The organism is Nonomuraea sp. NPDC049646 (assembly GCF_044465525.1).
Classification (GTDB): Bacteria; Actinomycetota; Actinomycetes; order Streptosporangiales; family Streptosporangiaceae; genus Nonomuraea.
The window spans coordinates 434,611-448,604 of the sequence record NZ_JBITLU010000003.1 but is presented as its reverse complement, the minus strand read 5'-3'; the positions used below and the strand labels follow the sequence as shown (position 1 = coordinate 448,604).

Here is a 13,994-nt window from a genome sequence, read left to right as displayed (position 1 = left end):
GGTGGAGAAGATGAGTTAGCGGGCGTCGCAACAGATGGCACTGCGGACACGCTGAAGGTCGACGTGGCGTCGACCGACGAGCATGGGGTCCGCTGGCATACCTTGAAGATACTCCGGAGATCCCGGATGTCCAAGATGGGGTCCAGAGTCTGGACTCCGCCGGCCCCTAACCCTGGCGCGGCCAGTCGAGCGGCGACTCCTGCGGCCGTTCCTCGCTCTGGTGCTGGCAGTCGCACCAGGAGCCGCCGCGGCAGTCGTCGTGACGCTTGTCCTTGCAGCTCTCGCAGATCACGTCTGCATTATTCTCCCAGAACGTTGTTCGGGTTAGGCTGGCGCGCGTGGATCTCATGGCCGCACTGCTGGCCGACCTCCGGGCCGAGAGCGATTCCCTGGAGGCGCTGCTGGCGCCGCTGCGCCCCGCCGACTGGGAGCGGCCCACGCCCGCCGCGGGCTGGGCGGTGCGCGACCAGGTGAGCCATCTGGCCTGGTTCGACGACGCCGCCGTGGTGTCGGTCACCGACCCGGACGGCTTCCGCGCCCTGGCCGCGCGCTCCGGCTCGGTGGACGACCTCGCGCGGGCCGCGCGCGGCCTGCCGCCGGAGGAGCTGCACGCCTGGTTCCGCACGTCCCGCGCCCGGTCGCTGGAGGCGTTCGCGGCGCTCGGCGCGCGCGTGCGGGTGCCGTGGTTCGGGCCGGCGATGTCGGGCGCGTCCTTCGTCACCGCGCGCCTGATGGAGACCTGGGCCCACGGCCAGGACGTGGCCGACGCGCTCGGCGTCGCCCGGGAGCCCACCGAACGGCTGCGGCACGTGGCCCTGCTCGGCGTCCGCGCCCGTCCCTACAGCTTCGCCGTCCGCGGCCTGCCCGAGCCCGACGGGTCGGTACGCGTCGAGCTCACGACCCCCGGCGGCGACCTGTGGACCTCGGGGCCTGCGGACGCGCCCGCCGCCGTGCGCGGCCCGATGCTCGACTTCTGCCTGCTCGTCACCCAGCGCGTGCACCTGTCGGACACCGCCCTGGAGGCCGCCGGCGAGCCCGCCCGCGTCTGGATGGAGATCGCCCAGGCGTTCGCCGGGCCGCCGGGGCGGGGGCGGCCGCCCCGGTCAGGGTAAGTTCAGGGTCGTACCGGATGACGTCGAGGGCACGGCCGGTGACATGCTGTGAGCATGCGGACCATTCTGAACGTCATCTGGCTCGTGTTCGCCGGCATCTGGCTGGCGATCGGCTACGCCGTGGCCGGGATCATCTGCTGCATCCTCATCGTCACCATCCCGTTCGGCATCGCCTCGTTCAGGATCGCCGCCTACGCTCTGTGGCCGTTCGGCCGTACGGTCGTGCGCGATCCGGACGCCGGCGTCCTCTCCCTCATCGGCAACGTCATCTGGTGCGTGGTCGCGGGCATCTGGCTGGCGATCGGGCACGTGGTCACCTCGATCCCGCTGTTCATCTCCATCATCGGCATCCCCATGGGCATCGCCAACCTCAAGCTGATCCCCGTCTCCCTCCTCCCGCTGGGCGCGCGCATCGTGGACAACGACTAGGGCAGGAGCCGGGACGTAAGCTGTCCCGGAGAGTCACTGCGAAATACCGTTGGGTGCCATGACGTCCACCAATGCGCCTTCCCGGTCCAGGAGGCGGCTCGCCTCGAACGCCCGGGCCAGGCTGAACTGGGTGCTCGACACCAAGTCGTGGGCGATCGTGCGCGCGGCCACGAACGCCGGTGTCAACTACCGGGTCACCGGCCTGGCCGGCGAGGCCGCGTTCTTCGCGCTGCTGTCGCTGCCGCCGTTCGTGCTGGGCCTGATCGGCGTGCTGGGCAAGCTCGGCACCTGGCTCGGCGGCGGCGTCGTCACCGAGGTCAAGAGCTGGGTGATCGAGCAGGCCGGGCTGCTGTTCACCGACGACGCCGTCAAGAAGGTGATCAACCCGCTCATCACCGACGTCCTCAGGGACGACGCCAACAAGGTCTCCATCATCTCGCTGGGCTTCCTGCTGTCGCTGTGGTCGGGCTCGCGGGCGCTCTACGTCTACGTCGACCTCATCTCGGTCGCCTACGGGCTGGGGGAGGAGCGCGGCATCATCCGCACCCGGCTGATGTCGTTCGGCCTCTACGTCGTCGGCCTGATCATCGGCATCATCGTCATGCCGATCCTGGTCATCGGCCCCACCCTGCTCAAGGACGCCCTCCCCGGCGAGTACGGCATCCTCATCGACATCCTCTACTGGCCCGTCGTGATCAGCGGCTCGGTGCTGTTCCTCACCGTGCTCTACCACGTCAGCGTGCCGGTGCGGACGAAGTGGTACCGGGAGCTGCCCGGCGCGATCCTGGCCCTGTTCCTGTGGATCGTGTGCGCCGCCGTGCTGCGGGCGGTGCTGGCGGCCTGGTTCTCGCCGGTGTCCGTCTACGGCTCCCTGGCCGCACCGATCGCGCTGCTGCTGTGGCTGTACATCACCGCCCTGGCCGTGCTCATCGGGGCCATCCTCAACGCCGAGGTCGACCGGCTCTGGCCGGGTGTGAGCCGGACCAAGTAGCGGGAGGAGCGGCCGGTTGCGCATCCGCTATCGTCTAGGGCGACACGACTGGCGCATTCGGTGGGATCGACCACCAGGGAGCGAATCAACCGGGAGCGGAGGCCGAGCGCCTGGGTCTTCGCCAATTGTCAATGATGACAGGGGAGTCATGAGTTCTCTTGCTAGCGCCGACCCGCAGCTCGCCGAGCTCATCAAGGCGGAGGAGCGCCGCCAGGCCGACACCGTCAAGCTGATCGCGTCCGAGAACTACGTGTCCAAGGCCGTGCTCGAAGCGACCGGCACGGTGCTGACCAACAAGTACTCCGAGGGCTACGCGGGCAAGCGCTACTACGAGGGCCAGCAGGTCATCGACCAGATCGAGACGCTGGCGATCGAGCGGGCCAAGGCCGTGTTCGGCGTCAACCACGCCAACGTCCAGCCGTACTCGGGCTCGCCCGCCAACCTGGCCGTCTACCTGGCCTTCCTGCAGCCCGGCGACACCGTGCTCGGCATGGGCCTGCCGTTCGGCGGCCACCTGACCCACGGCTGGTCGGTCTCGGCCACCGGCAAGTGGTTCAACCCGGTCCGTTACGGCGTGCGCCGCGACACCGGCCGCGTCGACCTCGACGAGGTCCGCGAGCTGGCCCTGGAGCACCGGCCGAAGCTGATCTTCTGCGGCGGCACCGCGATCCCGCGCACGATCGACTTCGAGGGCTTCGCCTCCATCGCCCGCGAGGTCGGCGCCGTGCTCGCGGCCGACATCGCGCACATCGCCGGCCTGGTCGCGGGCGGCGCCCACCCGTCCCCGGTGGGTCACGCCGACGTGATCTCCACGACCACCCACAAGACGCTGCGCGGCCCGCGCGGCGCGATGCTCATGGCCACCAGCGACGAGCACGCCACCGCGCTCAACAAGGCCGTCTTCCCCGGCCTCCAGGGCGGCCCCCACAACCACACCACCGCCGCCATCGCCGTCGCGCTGCACGAGGCCGCCCAGCCGTCCTTCCGCGACTACGCCCACCAGGTCGTCGCCAACGCCAAGGCGCTGGCCGAGGAGCTGTCCAGCCGGGGCTTCGACCTGGTCTCCGGCGGCACCGACAACCACCTGATCCTGCTCGACCTGACGCCCAAGGGCATCGGCGGCAAGCCCGCCGCCCAGGCGCTCGACCGGGCCGGCCTGGAGACCAACTACAACGCGGTGCCGTTCGACACCCGCAAGCCGTTCGACCCCTCGGGCATCCGCATCGGCACCCCGTCGGTCACCTCGCGCGGCATGGGCGAGGCCGAGATGCGGCAGATCGGCGCCTGGATGGACGAGGTCGTCACGGCCCTGGCCAAGGGCGACGCCGAGGACGTCATCACCCGCGTCCACCACGAGGTCAGCGAGCTGACCGCCCAGTTCCCCGCCCCCGGCCTGTCCTGATCCCGCGGCCCGCCCGTCCGGCCCGTCCCGCCCCTCGCGGCGGGCGGCCGGACGGTCAGTGCCGCACGGTCACCACGATCTTGCCGAACTGCGCGTTCGACTCAAGGTGCCGGTGGGCCGGCACGATCTCCTCCAGGTCGAACGTGCGGTCCACCACCGCCCGGAACGCCCCCGAGCGCAGTCCGGAGGACACGAACGCCGCCGCCCGGCGCAGCCGTTCGGGCACCCGCGTGGTCTCGTGCATGGTGTACGTCCGCATGTTCAGCGCCGGCATGCCGAGGTCGATCCCCGGATAGGGCGTCGGCTCGCCGCTCAGCGCGCCGTACACCAGCAGCAGCCCCTCGGGGGCGACCACCCTGGCCAGGTCCGTCACGCCCGGACCGGCCACGGCGTCGAAGACGAACTCCGCCCCGCGGCCGCCGGTGGCCGCCAGCACCCGCTCGGTCACGTCCTCCTCCTCGGTGACGATCACCTCGGCCGCGCCCTCCTTCAGCAGGGCCTCCTTCTTGGCCGCGGTGCGGGTGAGCGCGATCGGCGTGGCGCCCATGCGGTCGGCGACCCGGATGGCGGCCAGGCCCACGCTGCTGGAGGCGGCGTTCAGCACCACCGTGTCCCCGGGACGCATCCCGCCCACCTCCACCAGCGCGCCGTAGGCCGTCACGTACGGCATCCACACGGCCGCGCCCTCCACCGGGCCCACCCCCTCGGGGCGGGGCAGCACCGCCGCCGCCGGCACGACCGCCCGCTGGGCGTACACGCCGTAGTCGTTCTGCGAGAACGCCGGCACCGTGCTCACCGGCTGGCCGGTCCGCAATCCGGTGACGCCCGGGCCCACCGCCTCGACCACCCCGGCGGCCTCGGTGCCCAGCCGGGCGGGGAAACTCCGGACGGGCTCGATGTAGTGGCCGCTGCGGAACAGCGCCTCGGCCCGGTTGAGGCCGATCGCGTCCACCCGGATCCGCACCTCGCCCGGCCCCGGCTCGCCGGCCGCCACGTCCGCCGGCTCCAGCACCTCGGGCCCGCCGAGCTCGTGGAACAGCACCGTCCTGGTCATCACATCGTCCTTCCGTGTCAGAGGCCGCCATTCAACCGCCGAAGTACGACTGCCGTCAAACTTCGACGGATGTCGTACTATGGGCCCATGGACGCCGACCGCACCCCGAACCATCCCGACCTGCGCGAAGTCACCCTGCAGCGGGTTCTCGAAGCCCTCGTCGACCCGGTCCGGCGCAGCATCGTCACCCAGCTCGCCACCGCCGCCGAGGACATCAGCTGCGGCGGGTTCGACATCTCGGTGAGCAAGTCCACCGCCACCCACCACTTCCGGGTGCTGCGCGAGGCCGGCCTCATCCGGCAGCACTACGCCGGCACCTCCCGCCTGAACACCCTGCGCAGGGCCGAGTTCGACCAGGCGTTCCCCGGCCTGCTCGACGCCGTCGTCACCGCCGACCGCGCCTCCGGGTGAACGCGGCGAGGCCCTCCCGCCGGCGGCGGAAGGGCCTCGCGCGGGCCGGCGGCCTCAGGTCCTGACGGTGAGCAGGGTCGTGCCCGTCCTGGTGACCACCTCGAAGCGGTCGATGTCGGCCAGGGGCGTCGCGCTGCCGCCGTGCATGTAGAGCGGGGCCGGCGAGCCCGGCACGCCGTAGCCCGGCGCCGGCACCGACCACCCGGTCATCACCCGCCGCTCGCCCGACTTGCCCACCGACACCAGCTCGCACTCCAGCGGCCCCTTCACCCCCGACAGCTTGAGCGCCGCGTGCGTGCCCCAGCCCTTCGACTCCACCACCAGCCCGCCCGACACCCCGCCGACGCCCTTGCCCGCGATCGGCGTGCCGTCGGCGTAGAACTGCTCGGCCGGGCCCATGTGGTCGGCGCGCCCGGCCATCGCCTGCGGCGGCTCGCCGCCGGCGAGCTGCGTGCCGACGGTCAGCCCGCCGGTCACCAGGGCGACCGCCGCGGCCATCCCGAGCAGGAACGTCCCCCTGCGGGCCCGCCGGTCGGCCGCCTTCTTGCGGTGGAGCAGGTCGACCACGCCGGCCTGCCCCTCACGGGGAGGAGGGCCGGCGTCCTCCAGCGGGCCGAGGCCGTGCAGCACGCCGGCGACCGGCGCCAGGTCCGACAGCTCGAAGCGGCAGGACGGGCAGGTGCGCAGGTGGGCCTCGAAGGCCAGCCGGTCGTCCTCCTCCAGCAGGCCGAGGGCGTATGCGCCCACGTCGGTGTGCTCGACTTGCGAGGTCACGCCGTCACCCCCCGCTCCTCCAGCGCGACCCGCAGCGCGCGGACCGCGTAGTAGACCCGCGACTTCACGGTGCCCACCGGGATGCCGAGCGCCGCGGCGGCGTCGTTGACCGACCGGTCCCGCAGGATCGTCTCGTTCAGGATCTCTCGGTGCGCCGGCGACAACGCCTTCAGCGCCTCTGACACGACCACCTGGCGCAGCAGCCCCTCCAGCTCGTCCGGCACCGGCACGCTGTCCAGCGCTGCGTCGCCCGATTCGGGCGGGCGCGCCTCCCTGCGCCGCCGGTCGTCGATCACGATGCGTCTGGCCACCGTGGCGAGCCAGGGCATGAGCGAGACCGAGTCGGGGTCCAGCCGCTCCGCGCTGCGCCAGGCCCGGATCATCGTCTCCTGCACCACGTCTTCCGCCCACTGCCGGTCGCCCGCCGTCAGGCGTACCACGAAGGCCAGCAGCGGCCGGTGGTACTCCCGGTAGAGCGCGGACACGACCACCTCGTCGTCCGGTCGCACCCGCCGGATCAGGTGGCGTAAGCGCGGCCTGCCCGCCGGGGCCGTCCCCTCGGCCGAGGGCGGGGGATACGTGCTGATCCGCATCATTCCCCTTTCTCGCGTCCGTCGGGAGGGAGTACGCTCGGCCGCCCTGGCGGGGTTCAACGGATCGCCGAAACATAATGCGATTGCATCCGCCGGGACAGGGTGGTTAGAGTCGCATGCGTAACCGATCGAGGAGGTGAGGGGCTATGCGGGTCGTTCTGTTCCGCCTGTCGTCCGTCTACCTCCGGGGGCTCGTCTGAGCTGCCCGTTCCTTCTCGATCAAAGGTTTCACCGTCTTGTCTTACGATCTTTCCCTGCTCGGCTGGACCGCACTGCGCGCCGCCGAGCTCCCCGCTGACACCGTTCCGGCGCGGGTGGCCCGCGTCGACCGCGGCGCCGCCGAGGTGATCGCCGCCGACGGTCAGCACCACGTCCGCTACGGCGCCCGCGTGCGCCGTTCCTCCGCCGACGACCCGGTGGCCCTGCCGTGCGTCGGCGACTGGGTCGCGCTCAGATGGCTGCCCGAAGGCCGGTACGAGCTCGACCAGGTCCTGTCCAGGACCACCGCGTTCATCCGGGGCGGCGTGAGCCGCCACTCGACCGGCGGCCTGTCCGGCGACGGCCAGGGCCAGGTGCTGGCGGCCAACGTCGACGTCGTCTTCGTGGCCGAGCCGTCCATGCACTCGACCGACTTCGCCGACCTCGGCCGCATCGAGCGCCTGGTGGCGCTGGCCTGGGAGTCGGGCGGCACGCCGGTCGTGCTGGTCACCAAGTCCGACCTGTTCGAGGCGGGCCTCGACGAGCTGATGGCCGACGTGCGCGCCGCCGCGCCGGGCGTCGACGTGCACGCCGTCTCCTCCGTGCTGGGGGAGGGGGTCTCGCTGGCCGCGAGCTACCTGCACGGCTCCCGTACGGCGGTCGTGCTCGGGCCCTCCGGCGCGGGCAAGTCCACCCTGGTCAACGCGCTGGCCGAGACGGGCGTGATGGACACCCAGCAAGTGCGCGCGGCCGACGGGCGCGGGCGGCACACCACCGTCCACCGGGAGCTGATCCCGCTGCCCGGCGGCGGCCTGATCATCGACACCCCGGGCATCCGCCGGATCGGCCTCTACGACATCGGCGAGGGCGTCGATCTCGTCTTCGCCGACATCGAGCTGCTGGCCGAGCGGTGCCGCTTCGCCGACTGCGGGCACGTGAGCGAGCCGGGCTGCGCCGTCCTCGACGCCATGGAGAACGGCGAGCTGCCCGAACGCCGGCTGCAGAGCTGGCGCAAGCTGCAGCGCGAGGCCGCGTGGATGGCCTCCCGCACGGATGCGCGGCTGCGCAAGGAGCAGCAGAACAAGTGGAAGATCATCCACAAGGAGATGCGCCGCTCCAGCCGCAACCGCCCCTGACCGTCCCGGCGGCGCCGGCTCTCCCGCCTTCCTCCTGCCTGGTGCAGGAGGGAGGCGAGTAGCGCCGGTTGTGCGGGTATGCACAGGTCATGCAGGTGTTCGCGGATCGGGCCGAGGCCGGGGCGTTGCTGGCCGAGCGGCTGCCGGAGGTGCCCGACCCCGTCGTGCTGGCGTTGCCGCGCGGCGGGGTCGCCGTGGCCGTGCCGGTCGTCCGCCGGCTCGGCGGCGAGCTGGATGTGCTCGTCACCCGGAAGATCGGCTACCCGCCCGCTCCCGAGCTGGGCGTGGGGGCGATCGCCGAGGGCGGCGAGCCGGTGTTCGACCTGACGATGCTCGACCGGCTGGGCCTGACGCCCGAGGACGTGGCCGACGTGGTCGAGCGGGAGCGGCACGAGCTGGCCAGGCGCGTACGGGCCTACCGGGGTGACCGGCCCCTGCCCTCGCTGGCCGGACGCGAGGTGATCGTCGTGGACGACGGCCTGGCCACGGGCGTGACGGCGCGGGCCGCCCTGCGCGCGGTGGCCGCGGCCGGCCCCGCCAGGGTGACGCTGGCCGTGCCGGTCGGCGCCGCGGAGACCGTCGAGATGATGCGTGCGGAGGCCGACGAGGTGGTGGTGCTGCTGACCCCGGTCGACTTCAGGGCGGTCGGCCAGTGGTACGAGCACTTCGACCAGCTCGACGACGACGACGTGCTCGACCTCCTGGAGCGGAGGTGACCTTCACCGGACGGCGCCGCTCGTACCGGTGTCTATGCGGACAGGACCGCCCAGACCAGCTTCCGTGAGCCGCCGGGGGCGAACCAGCCCCACGCGCTGCACAGCGCGTCGACCAGCCGAAGCCCGCGCCCGAACTCGGCGAACACGTCGGCCGGCGCCGCCACCGGGACGGTCTCGCTGTGGTCGGTCACCACGCAGGCCAGCTCGGGCCGGCGGAAGAGCAGCCGGAGCTGCACGGCTCCGCCGCCGTGCCGCATCGCGTTCGTGACCAGCTCGGAGACCACCAGTTGCACGTCGTAGGCCAGGTCGGCGGCGGCCCACGAGGTGAGCGTCTGGTCCACGAATCGCCGGGCCATCGCCACGCACGCCGGTTCGACCGCGGTGCGTTCGTGGAAGGGGAACACCGCGTCGCACTCTCCGGCGCGCCCATCCACCAGAATGGTGGCGAGCCACCCTGGTGGCCGGGAACCGATGGCGGCTTGCGGCCGAGCGTCGAAAGTCGTCATTCTGGCCCCCGAAGCGCGGTCTGGTGATCCAGTGCCCATCTTTACGGGGTGTGGGTAGTGATGCAAGACTTTTCGTGTTTTACCGATGCGAATACCATCTGCACGTGCAGATGATCTAGGAGCGGTCGAGTGAGCGCACAGAGCGCGGAGGGAAAGCTTCTCAGCTACACGCCGGGAAGCCCGACGGTGCTGCGGATCCTGCTGGGTACGCAACTGCGCAGGCTCCGTACCGAGAAGGGTATCTCCCGAGAGGATGCCGGGTACTCCATTCGCGCATCTCATGCGAAGATCAGCCGACTTGAGCTGGGTCAGGTCAGTTTCAAGCAGCGCGACGTCGCCGACCTGCTCACCCTCTACGGCGTCACCGCCCCCGAGGACCGCGAGCCGCTGCTCGCCCTGGCCCGGCAGGCCAACGCGCCGGGCTGGTGGCACAAGTACGGCGACCTGCTGCCCGGCTGGTTCGAGGTCTACATCGGGCTGGAGGGGGCCGCCTCGGCCATCCGCACGTTCGAGAACCAGTTCGTCCCCGGCCTGCTGCAGACGCCCGCGTACGCCAAGGCCGTGATCCGGCTCGGCAACGAGAAGGCGCTCGACCCCGAGCTCGACCGCCGCGTCACCCTGCGCACCACCCGGCAGCGGCGGCTGGAGAACGGGCTCAAGCTGTGGGCCGTGATCGACGAGGCCGTCCTGCGGCGGGGGCTCGGCGGGGCCGAGGTCATGCGGGAGCAGATCCGCCACCTGCTCGACGCCACCGAGGAGCGCAACGTCACCGTCCAGGTGATGCCGTTCGAGAGCGGCGGGCACGCGGCGGCCGGCGGTTCGTTCAGCATCCTGCGCTTCCCCGAGCGCGAGCTGCCCGACGTGGTCTACATGGAGCAGCTCACCAGCGCCCTCTATCTGGACAAGCCGGCCGACTCCGACCACTACATGGAGGTCATGGACCGGCTGAGCATCCAGGCCCTGGAGCCGAAGCAGACGCGACGCTTTCTGGAACAGCTCATTTCCGGATGAGCTGCTGAAACTCCTGTGATCCACTCCATAGTCGGATTTTTGGTCATCCGGTATATGGAGTCTGTCGTGCTGTCGTATGGTCAGCGCAAACGCGGATGCACGTGCATCCGTAAGATCGCTAGGAGCTTCCCCCATGCACGAGTTCCGGAACGGAACCCCCGCCGGTCACCTCCCCGTCGTGTGGCGCAAGAGCAGGCGAAGCAATCCCAACGGCAACTGCGTCGAGGTCGCGGGCCTGCCCACGGGTGAGATCGCCATGCGCAACTCCCGCTTCCCCGACGGCCCCGCGCTGGTCTACACGCAGGCCGAGATCAGCGCGTTCGTCCTGGGGGCCAAGGACGGGGAGTTCGACGACCTGATCGTCTGATCCCCGTCTGATCAGCGGGGTTCGTTGTGCCAGCGCCACCGGGTCCGGCGCGGCCGTCCGGGCAGCTCACCGCGGCCGGTCGCCCACAGCAGCGTGGCCCAGGGGGCGGTGTCCACGGGGGCGTCGGGGAACAGGCGGGCCAGCACCCGCGAGCACAGGTCCGCGGGCGGCTCCCAGGCCAGCCCCAGCCCCTCGGCCACGTCGTGCATATGCACGAGCGTTTCCACCAGGCCCATCGCGGCGGTCGCCGACGCGTCCGCCATGCCGAAAACGTGATGACCGCGCGCCTGCGGCGGCGCGGTGCGGACCATGGCCGACAGCAGCGCGCCGGAGGCCTGGAGCACCTGCAGCAGCCCGGTGGGCCCGGCCGCGCGGTCGGCGTGGATGGTGTTGTTCGGGCCGCCGGGCCTGCGCCGCTCCAGCGCGAAGGGCACGTACGTGTCCAGCGGCGGCACGTTGAGCCCGAGCTGGGCGGCGTAGGCGAACAGGTCGTCGGCGAGGTGCTCGACGGTCTCCCAGCAGGTCCACTCCAGGGTGCCCGCCTTCGCCTCCCACGCCTGCGGCGGCGCGTCCCGCAGCGTGTCGACGGCGAGGGCGACGGCCTGGTCGAGGTCGTCCGCGGTCACGAGCGCTGAATCCGGCATGCAGGGCACCTTACCGCCGTCCGCTTCGTGCGCCCGCGTGTAGGTCGTCATGGTCCGCACGTCCGGACGGGAGCCGTACCGCATGACCGGCCCCGAGGACCTCACCGCGCGCGCCCGCATCAGGCAGGCGGCGCCGCTGCACTTCGGCGAGCACGGCTTCGGCGTGGACGTGTTCAGCCCCGAGGGCGCCCACCCGCTCGCGCTCACCCTGCTCGACCTCTACTCCCACCCCTTGCTGACCCCGGAAGCGGCGGCGGGGCTCCGGGACGCCCTCGCCAAGCCCCCCGGACACGGATGATCCCGCTCAGGATGGGTTCTTTGCGGACGGATCCTCTCAGGACAGGAAGTCCGTCAGCGTCGGAAGCAGCGCCTCAGGCCGGCCGAGCACGCCGTGGTCCTCGCCCGGCAGCACCACGTGCCGCGCGCCCGGCACGGCGTCGGCGACGGCCCGCACGGCGTCCAGCATCCACTTCGGGGACTGGTCGCCGCCGATCGCCAGGGTGGGCACGGTGACGCGGGACAGCCGCTCGACCGGCAGCGACTGCCCCGGGCCGCACACGGCGGCGTCGTAGGCGAGCGTGTGCGCCAGGCTGGTGAACCAGCCCCACACGGGCTCCGAGCGCATGCCGGCCACCACCTCGGCGGGCACGTCGGCGCCCTCGGTCAGGAACAGCGCCACGGCCTCGTCGCGGCGGTCGCCCTCGACCAGGGCGCGCAGGCGCTCGGCGAAGTCGCCGCCGGGCGCGGTGCGCGCGCCGTCCACGACGTACGGCGGCTCGTAGACGGCCAGGCGGGCGATCGGCAGCCCGTACGCGGCGGCCTCCAGCGCGAGGACGGCGCCGGAGGAGTGGCCGAAGACGCTCGCCGAGCCGCCCGCGTGCTCGATCAGCGCGGCGAGGTCCTCGATCTCGCGCTCCACGGCGTAGGCGGGCGCGTCGCCGCTGCCGCCCCGGCCGCGGCGGTCGTGGGCGATCGCGCGGAAGCCGGGGGCGAGCGCGGCGGCCAGGGCGGCGACGGTGGTGCGGTCGTTGAAGGCACCGCCCACCAGGATCACCGGGTGGCCCTCGCCGCTGCTCTCGAACGCGATGCGGGTGCCGTCGGCCGAGGTGACGGTCTGAAGCGTGGACTGCATGTCGAACTCCTTCTGCGGGCTCTTGTCAGCAGGAGGTCGGAGCCGTCCCACGCTTCTCTACATGCTTCTACCGGAAAATTCGCGGATCAGCCTGAAGGCCGCGCGAGAGCCGGACGGTGATGAACTCGTTGTCGTCGGGACGGCCTGGCGTGCGGCCGCTGGAGAAGGGGAAGTTGTTGTCGTCCAGGAGGCCCAGGGTGCGGTCGTCGAGGACGACGACGTCCTCGATGGTCTGGAACGGGAACCTGAACGTGCCGGACGTGCCGCCGAGGCCGCGCGGGTCGGCCAGGTCGAGCAGGTCGGCCACCTGCGTCTTGTCCAGGGCGCCGTCGTGGTCGCGGTCGCGCGTGTCGGCCAGGTAGACGCGCTTGACCTTGGCCGCGTCGCCCTGGAGGTTGTCCCGCTCGATGATCAGGAAGCGGTCGGCGTCCACGGCGACGGCGTCGCCGATGGAGTGCGACGGGTCCTCCAGCCGGTACGTCCACGTGCGCCCGGTGTATGTGCGCTTGCGCAGGTCGAACTCGTTCATCCGCAGAGTGCCCGCGGGGTCGCCGGTCACCGTGCCTTCGAGCAGCGGGTAGAGCCGGCGGCCGTCCACCGACCTGGCCATGCCCTCGAAGCCCTTGGAACTGGCCAGGTTGGGCTGGGCGCCGTTCAGCCAGGGGTTCTCGGGGGCCTTGACGCCGGGCAGCTCGATCGGGGCGTCGAGCAGCCGGCCCTTGCGGTCGAAGTGCAGCAGGAACGGGCCGAACTCGTCGCCGATCCAGTACGTGCCGTCCGTCGCGCGCACGATCGACTCGACGTCGAAGTCGGAGCCCGTCAGCGTACGGTCCTGGCGGGTCAGGGCGAAGGGGACGAGCCCCCGCGGGTCGGTCAGGTTGAAGCCGCCGAGCACCTCGACCGTCCTGGCGGCGAAGTCCGGCTTGACGCGGTGCACGCGCAGGAGGAAGTCGGCGCTGTTGGCCTTGTTGCCGAAGCCGTTGTCGGACAGCACGTCGAAGGTGCCGTCGTGGCGGCGGGCGATGCCGCTGAAGCCCTGCACGGGCTGGCCGGGGAAGGGCGGGGTGACGCCGTTGACCGGCGCGGCGCCGAGGAGGGAGCCCGACGGCTCGCTGCCGGGCACGTAGGTCTGCGCGGGCAGCGCGGCGAAGCCGGTCAGCGTGGCGCGGCCGAAGGCGGCGGGACCGCGGTCCTGCGGCCGGGCGGGGTCCGCCGTGGCGGCGGTGGCCGGGGCGGCGAGGGCGAGCGCCATGGCCGCCGCGCACGTCAGGGTGGTGATGCGTCTCATGGCGGGCACGCTAGAGGCGGCACATGACGGCATTCCGAACATGAGACGACCTTTAGGGACGCTCACGGAGGAATCGGACAGGCCCGAACCGGGTGACCTGCGCACATTCCCAGACGAAAAGCGTGCACCGCAGGAAACGCGACGGCCACCCCTGCCCTGGATCGGGCGGGGGTGGCCGGGCGATGCTTTGTGCGGGATGACGATCTCGGGCCTGATCAGGCAGTTGCCCC

19 protein-coding genes are annotated in these 13,994 nt (G+C 71.8%); 10 read left to right on the top strand and 9 right to left on the bottom strand.

Annotated elements, in window-relative coordinates:
• Nucleotides 1-15 precede the first annotated feature (15 nt).
• Nucleotides 16-99 (bottom strand): putative leader peptide, encoded by an 84-nt coding sequence (locus tag ACIBQ8_RS11095; protein WP_311132608.1) that lies wholly within the window; start codon nt 97-99, stop codon nt 16-18.
• A gap of 67 nt (nt 100-166) precedes the next feature.
• Nucleotides 167-292: a hypothetical protein gene (locus tag ACIBQ8_RS11090; protein WP_352328175.1), complete on the bottom strand. Its 126-nt coding sequence runs from the start codon at nt 290-292 to the stop codon at nt 167-169.
• 55 nt (nt 293-347) lie between these two features.
• On the opposite strand from ACIBQ8_RS11090, the gene ACIBQ8_RS11085 reads away from it, so the two are divergent.
• The 4 genes from ACIBQ8_RS11085 to glyA all read left to right on the top strand — a co-directional run bounded on the left by ACIBQ8_RS11085 (nt 348) and on the right by glyA (nt 3,934).
• Entirely contained in the window at nt 348-1,112 is a 765-nt protein-coding gene (locus ACIBQ8_RS11085; protein WP_397191961.1) for a TIGR03084 family metal-binding protein, read from the top strand.
• A gap of 54 nt (nt 1,113-1,166) precedes the next feature.
• Nucleotides 1,167-1,541: a YccF domain-containing protein gene (locus ACIBQ8_RS11080; protein ID WP_397176300.1), complete on the top strand. Its 375-nt coding sequence runs from the start codon at nt 1,167-1,169 to the stop codon at nt 1,539-1,541.
• A gap of 58 nt (nt 1,542-1,599) precedes the next feature.
• On the top strand, nt 1,600-2,532 hold the full coding sequence (locus ACIBQ8_RS11075; RefSeq protein ID WP_358284824.1) for a YihY/virulence factor BrkB family protein: 933 nt from the start codon (nt 1,600-1,602) through the stop codon (nt 2,530-2,532).
• A 148-nt stretch (nt 2,533-2,680) separates the two neighbouring features.
• Nucleotides 2,681-3,934 carry a serine hydroxymethyltransferase gene (glyA, locus tag ACIBQ8_RS11070; protein ID WP_352328178.1) on the top strand — a complete coding sequence of 418 codons (1,254 nt, stop codon included), beginning with the start codon at nt 2,681-2,683 and terminating at the stop codon, nt 3,932-3,934.
• A gap of 55 nt (nt 3,935-3,989) precedes the next feature.
• On the opposite strand, the gene ACIBQ8_RS11065 is transcribed toward glyA, so the two are convergent.
• Nucleotides 3,990-4,988 (bottom strand): zinc-dependent alcohol dehydrogenase family protein, encoded by a 999-nt coding sequence (locus tag ACIBQ8_RS11065; RefSeq protein WP_397176298.1) that lies wholly within the window; start codon nt 4,986-4,988, stop codon nt 3,990-3,992.
• 87 nt (nt 4,989-5,075) lie between these two features.
• On the opposite strand from ACIBQ8_RS11065, the gene ACIBQ8_RS11060 reads away from it, so the two are divergent.
• Nucleotides 5,076-5,399 carry an ArsR/SmtB family transcription factor gene (locus ACIBQ8_RS11060; protein WP_397176297.1) on the top strand — a complete coding sequence of 108 codons (324 nt, stop codon included), beginning with the start codon at nt 5,076-5,078 and terminating at the stop codon, nt 5,397-5,399.
• A 54-nt stretch (nt 5,400-5,453) separates the two neighbouring features.
• Here ACIBQ8_RS11060 and ACIBQ8_RS11055 read toward each other — a convergent pair whose 3' ends face one another.
• Nucleotides 5,454-6,173: an anti-sigma factor family protein gene (locus ACIBQ8_RS11055; RefSeq protein WP_397176296.1), complete on the bottom strand. Its 720-nt coding sequence runs from the start codon at nt 6,171-6,173 to the stop codon at nt 5,454-5,456.
• The gene (locus ACIBQ8_RS11050) at nt 6,170-6,658 is read right to left on the bottom strand and encodes a sigma-70 family RNA polymerase sigma factor (protein WP_352363987.1); all 489 of its coding nucleotides are present in this window, start codon (nt 6,656-6,658) and stop codon (nt 6,170-6,172) included. The genes ACIBQ8_RS11055 and ACIBQ8_RS11050 overlap by 4 nt, the downstream gene beginning before the upstream one ends.
• A gap of 344 nt (nt 6,659-7,002) precedes the next feature.
• On the opposite strand from ACIBQ8_RS11050, the gene rsgA reads away from it, so the two are divergent.
• Together rsgA and ACIBQ8_RS11040 are read left to right on the top strand one after the other, a co-directional pair.
• Nucleotides 7,003-8,100, top strand: a complete 1,098-nt coding sequence (gene rsgA / locus ACIBQ8_RS11045; RefSeq protein ID WP_397176295.1) for a ribosome small subunit-dependent GTPase A — start codon at nt 7,003-7,005, stop codon at nt 8,098-8,100.
• Nucleotides 8,101-8,189: 89 nt separating this feature from the next.
• Entirely contained in the window at nt 8,190-8,816 is a 627-nt protein-coding gene (locus ACIBQ8_RS11040) for a phosphoribosyltransferase (RefSeq protein WP_397176293.1), read from the top strand.
• 32 nt (nt 8,817-8,848) lie between these two features.
• On the opposite strand, the gene ACIBQ8_RS11035 is transcribed toward ACIBQ8_RS11040, so the two are convergent.
• Nucleotides 8,849-9,220: an ATP-binding protein gene (locus tag ACIBQ8_RS11035; RefSeq protein ID WP_397191828.1), complete on the bottom strand. Its 372-nt coding sequence runs from the start codon at nt 9,218-9,220 to the stop codon at nt 8,849-8,851.
• Nucleotides 9,221-9,451: 231 nt separating this feature from the next.
• Between ACIBQ8_RS11035 and ACIBQ8_RS11030 the strand changes: the two genes are divergently transcribed.
• Both ACIBQ8_RS11030 and ACIBQ8_RS11025 read left to right on the top strand, forming a co-directional pair.
• On the top strand, nt 9,452-10,333 hold the full coding sequence (locus ACIBQ8_RS11030; protein WP_397176290.1) for a helix-turn-helix domain-containing protein: 882 nt from the start codon (nt 9,452-9,454) through the stop codon (nt 10,331-10,333).
• Nucleotides 10,334-10,466: 133 nt separating this feature from the next.
• The gene (locus ACIBQ8_RS11025) at nt 10,467-10,700 is read left to right on the top strand and encodes a DUF397 domain-containing protein (RefSeq protein WP_352327185.1); all 234 of its coding nucleotides are present in this window, start codon (nt 10,467-10,469) and stop codon (nt 10,698-10,700) included.
• 11 nt (nt 10,701-10,711) lie between these two features.
• Here the strand turns inward: ACIBQ8_RS11025 and ACIBQ8_RS11020 are convergent, their stop codons facing one another.
• Nucleotides 10,712-11,344, bottom strand: coding sequence for a maleylpyruvate isomerase N-terminal domain-containing protein (locus tag ACIBQ8_RS11020; protein ID WP_397191827.1), 633 nt, complete (start codon nt 11,342-11,344; stop codon nt 10,712-10,714).
• Nucleotides 11,345-11,393: 49 nt separating this feature from the next.
• On the opposite strand from ACIBQ8_RS11020, the gene ACIBQ8_RS11015 reads away from it, so the two are divergent.
• Nucleotides 11,394-11,642, top strand: a complete 249-nt coding sequence (locus tag ACIBQ8_RS11015) for a hypothetical protein (protein WP_397191826.1) — start codon at nt 11,394-11,396, stop codon at nt 11,640-11,642.
• Between the two features lie 36 nt (nt 11,643-11,678).
• Here ACIBQ8_RS11015 and ACIBQ8_RS11010 read toward each other — a convergent pair whose 3' ends face one another.
• Together ACIBQ8_RS11010 and ACIBQ8_RS11005 are read right to left on the bottom strand one after the other, a co-directional pair.
• Entirely contained in the window at nt 11,679-12,476 is a 798-nt protein-coding gene (locus ACIBQ8_RS11010; RefSeq protein ID WP_397191825.1) for an alpha/beta fold hydrolase, read from the bottom strand.
• Between the two features lie 67 nt (nt 12,477-12,543).
• Entirely contained in the window at nt 12,544-13,764 is a 1,221-nt protein-coding gene (locus tag ACIBQ8_RS11005) for an esterase-like activity of phytase family protein (RefSeq protein ID WP_397191824.1), read from the bottom strand.
• Between the last annotated feature and the right edge of the window lie 230 nt (nt 13,765-13,994).

Bases quoted from the DNA above. Each gene is read 5' to 3' on its own strand.
- ACIBQ8_RS11095 (WP_311132608.1), bottom strand. From the start codon at position 99: ATGCCAGCGGACCCCATGCTCGTCGGTCGACGCCACGTCGACCTTCAG.
- ACIBQ8_RS11085 (WP_397191961.1), top strand. From the start codon at position 348: ATGGCCGCACTGCTGGCCGACCTCCGGGCCGAGAGCGATTCCCTGGAG.
- ACIBQ8_RS11080 (WP_397176300.1), top strand. From the start codon at position 1,167: ATGCGGACCATTCTGAACGTCATCTGGCTCGTGTTCGCCGGCATCTGG.
- ACIBQ8_RS11075 (WP_358284824.1), top strand. From the start codon at position 1,600: ATGACGTCCACCAATGCGCCTTCCCGGTCCAGGAGGCGGCTCGCCTCG.
- glyA (WP_352328178.1), top strand. From the start codon at position 2,681: ATGAGTTCTCTTGCTAGCGCCGACCCGCAGCTCGCCGAGCTCATCAAG.
- ACIBQ8_RS11065 (WP_397176298.1), bottom strand. From the start codon at position 4,988: ATGACCAGGACGGTGCTGTTCCACGAGCTCGGCGGGCCCGAGGTGCTG.
- ACIBQ8_RS11060 (WP_397176297.1), top strand. From the start codon at position 5,076: ATGGACGCCGACCGCACCCCGAACCATCCCGACCTGCGCGAAGTCACC.
- ACIBQ8_RS11040 (WP_397176293.1), top strand. From the start codon at position 8,190: ATGCAGGTGTTCGCGGATCGGGCCGAGGCCGGGGCGTTGCTGGCCGAG.
- ACIBQ8_RS11025 (WP_352327185.1), top strand. From the start codon at position 10,467: ATGCACGAGTTCCGGAACGGAACCCCCGCCGGTCACCTCCCCGTCGTG.
- ACIBQ8_RS11020 (WP_397191827.1), bottom strand. From the start codon at position 11,344: ATGCCGGATTCAGCGCTCGTGACCGCGGACGACCTCGACCAGGCCGTC.
- ACIBQ8_RS11015 (WP_397191826.1), top strand. From the start codon at position 11,394: ATGGTCCGCACGTCCGGACGGGAGCCGTACCGCATGACCGGCCCCGAG.
- ACIBQ8_RS11010 (WP_397191825.1), bottom strand. From the start codon at position 12,476: ATGCAGTCCACGCTTCAGACCGTCACCTCGGCCGACGGCACCCGCATC.
- ACIBQ8_RS11005 (WP_397191824.1), bottom strand. From the start codon at position 13,764: ATGAGACGCATCACCACCCTGACGTGCGCGGCGGCCATGGCGCTCGCC.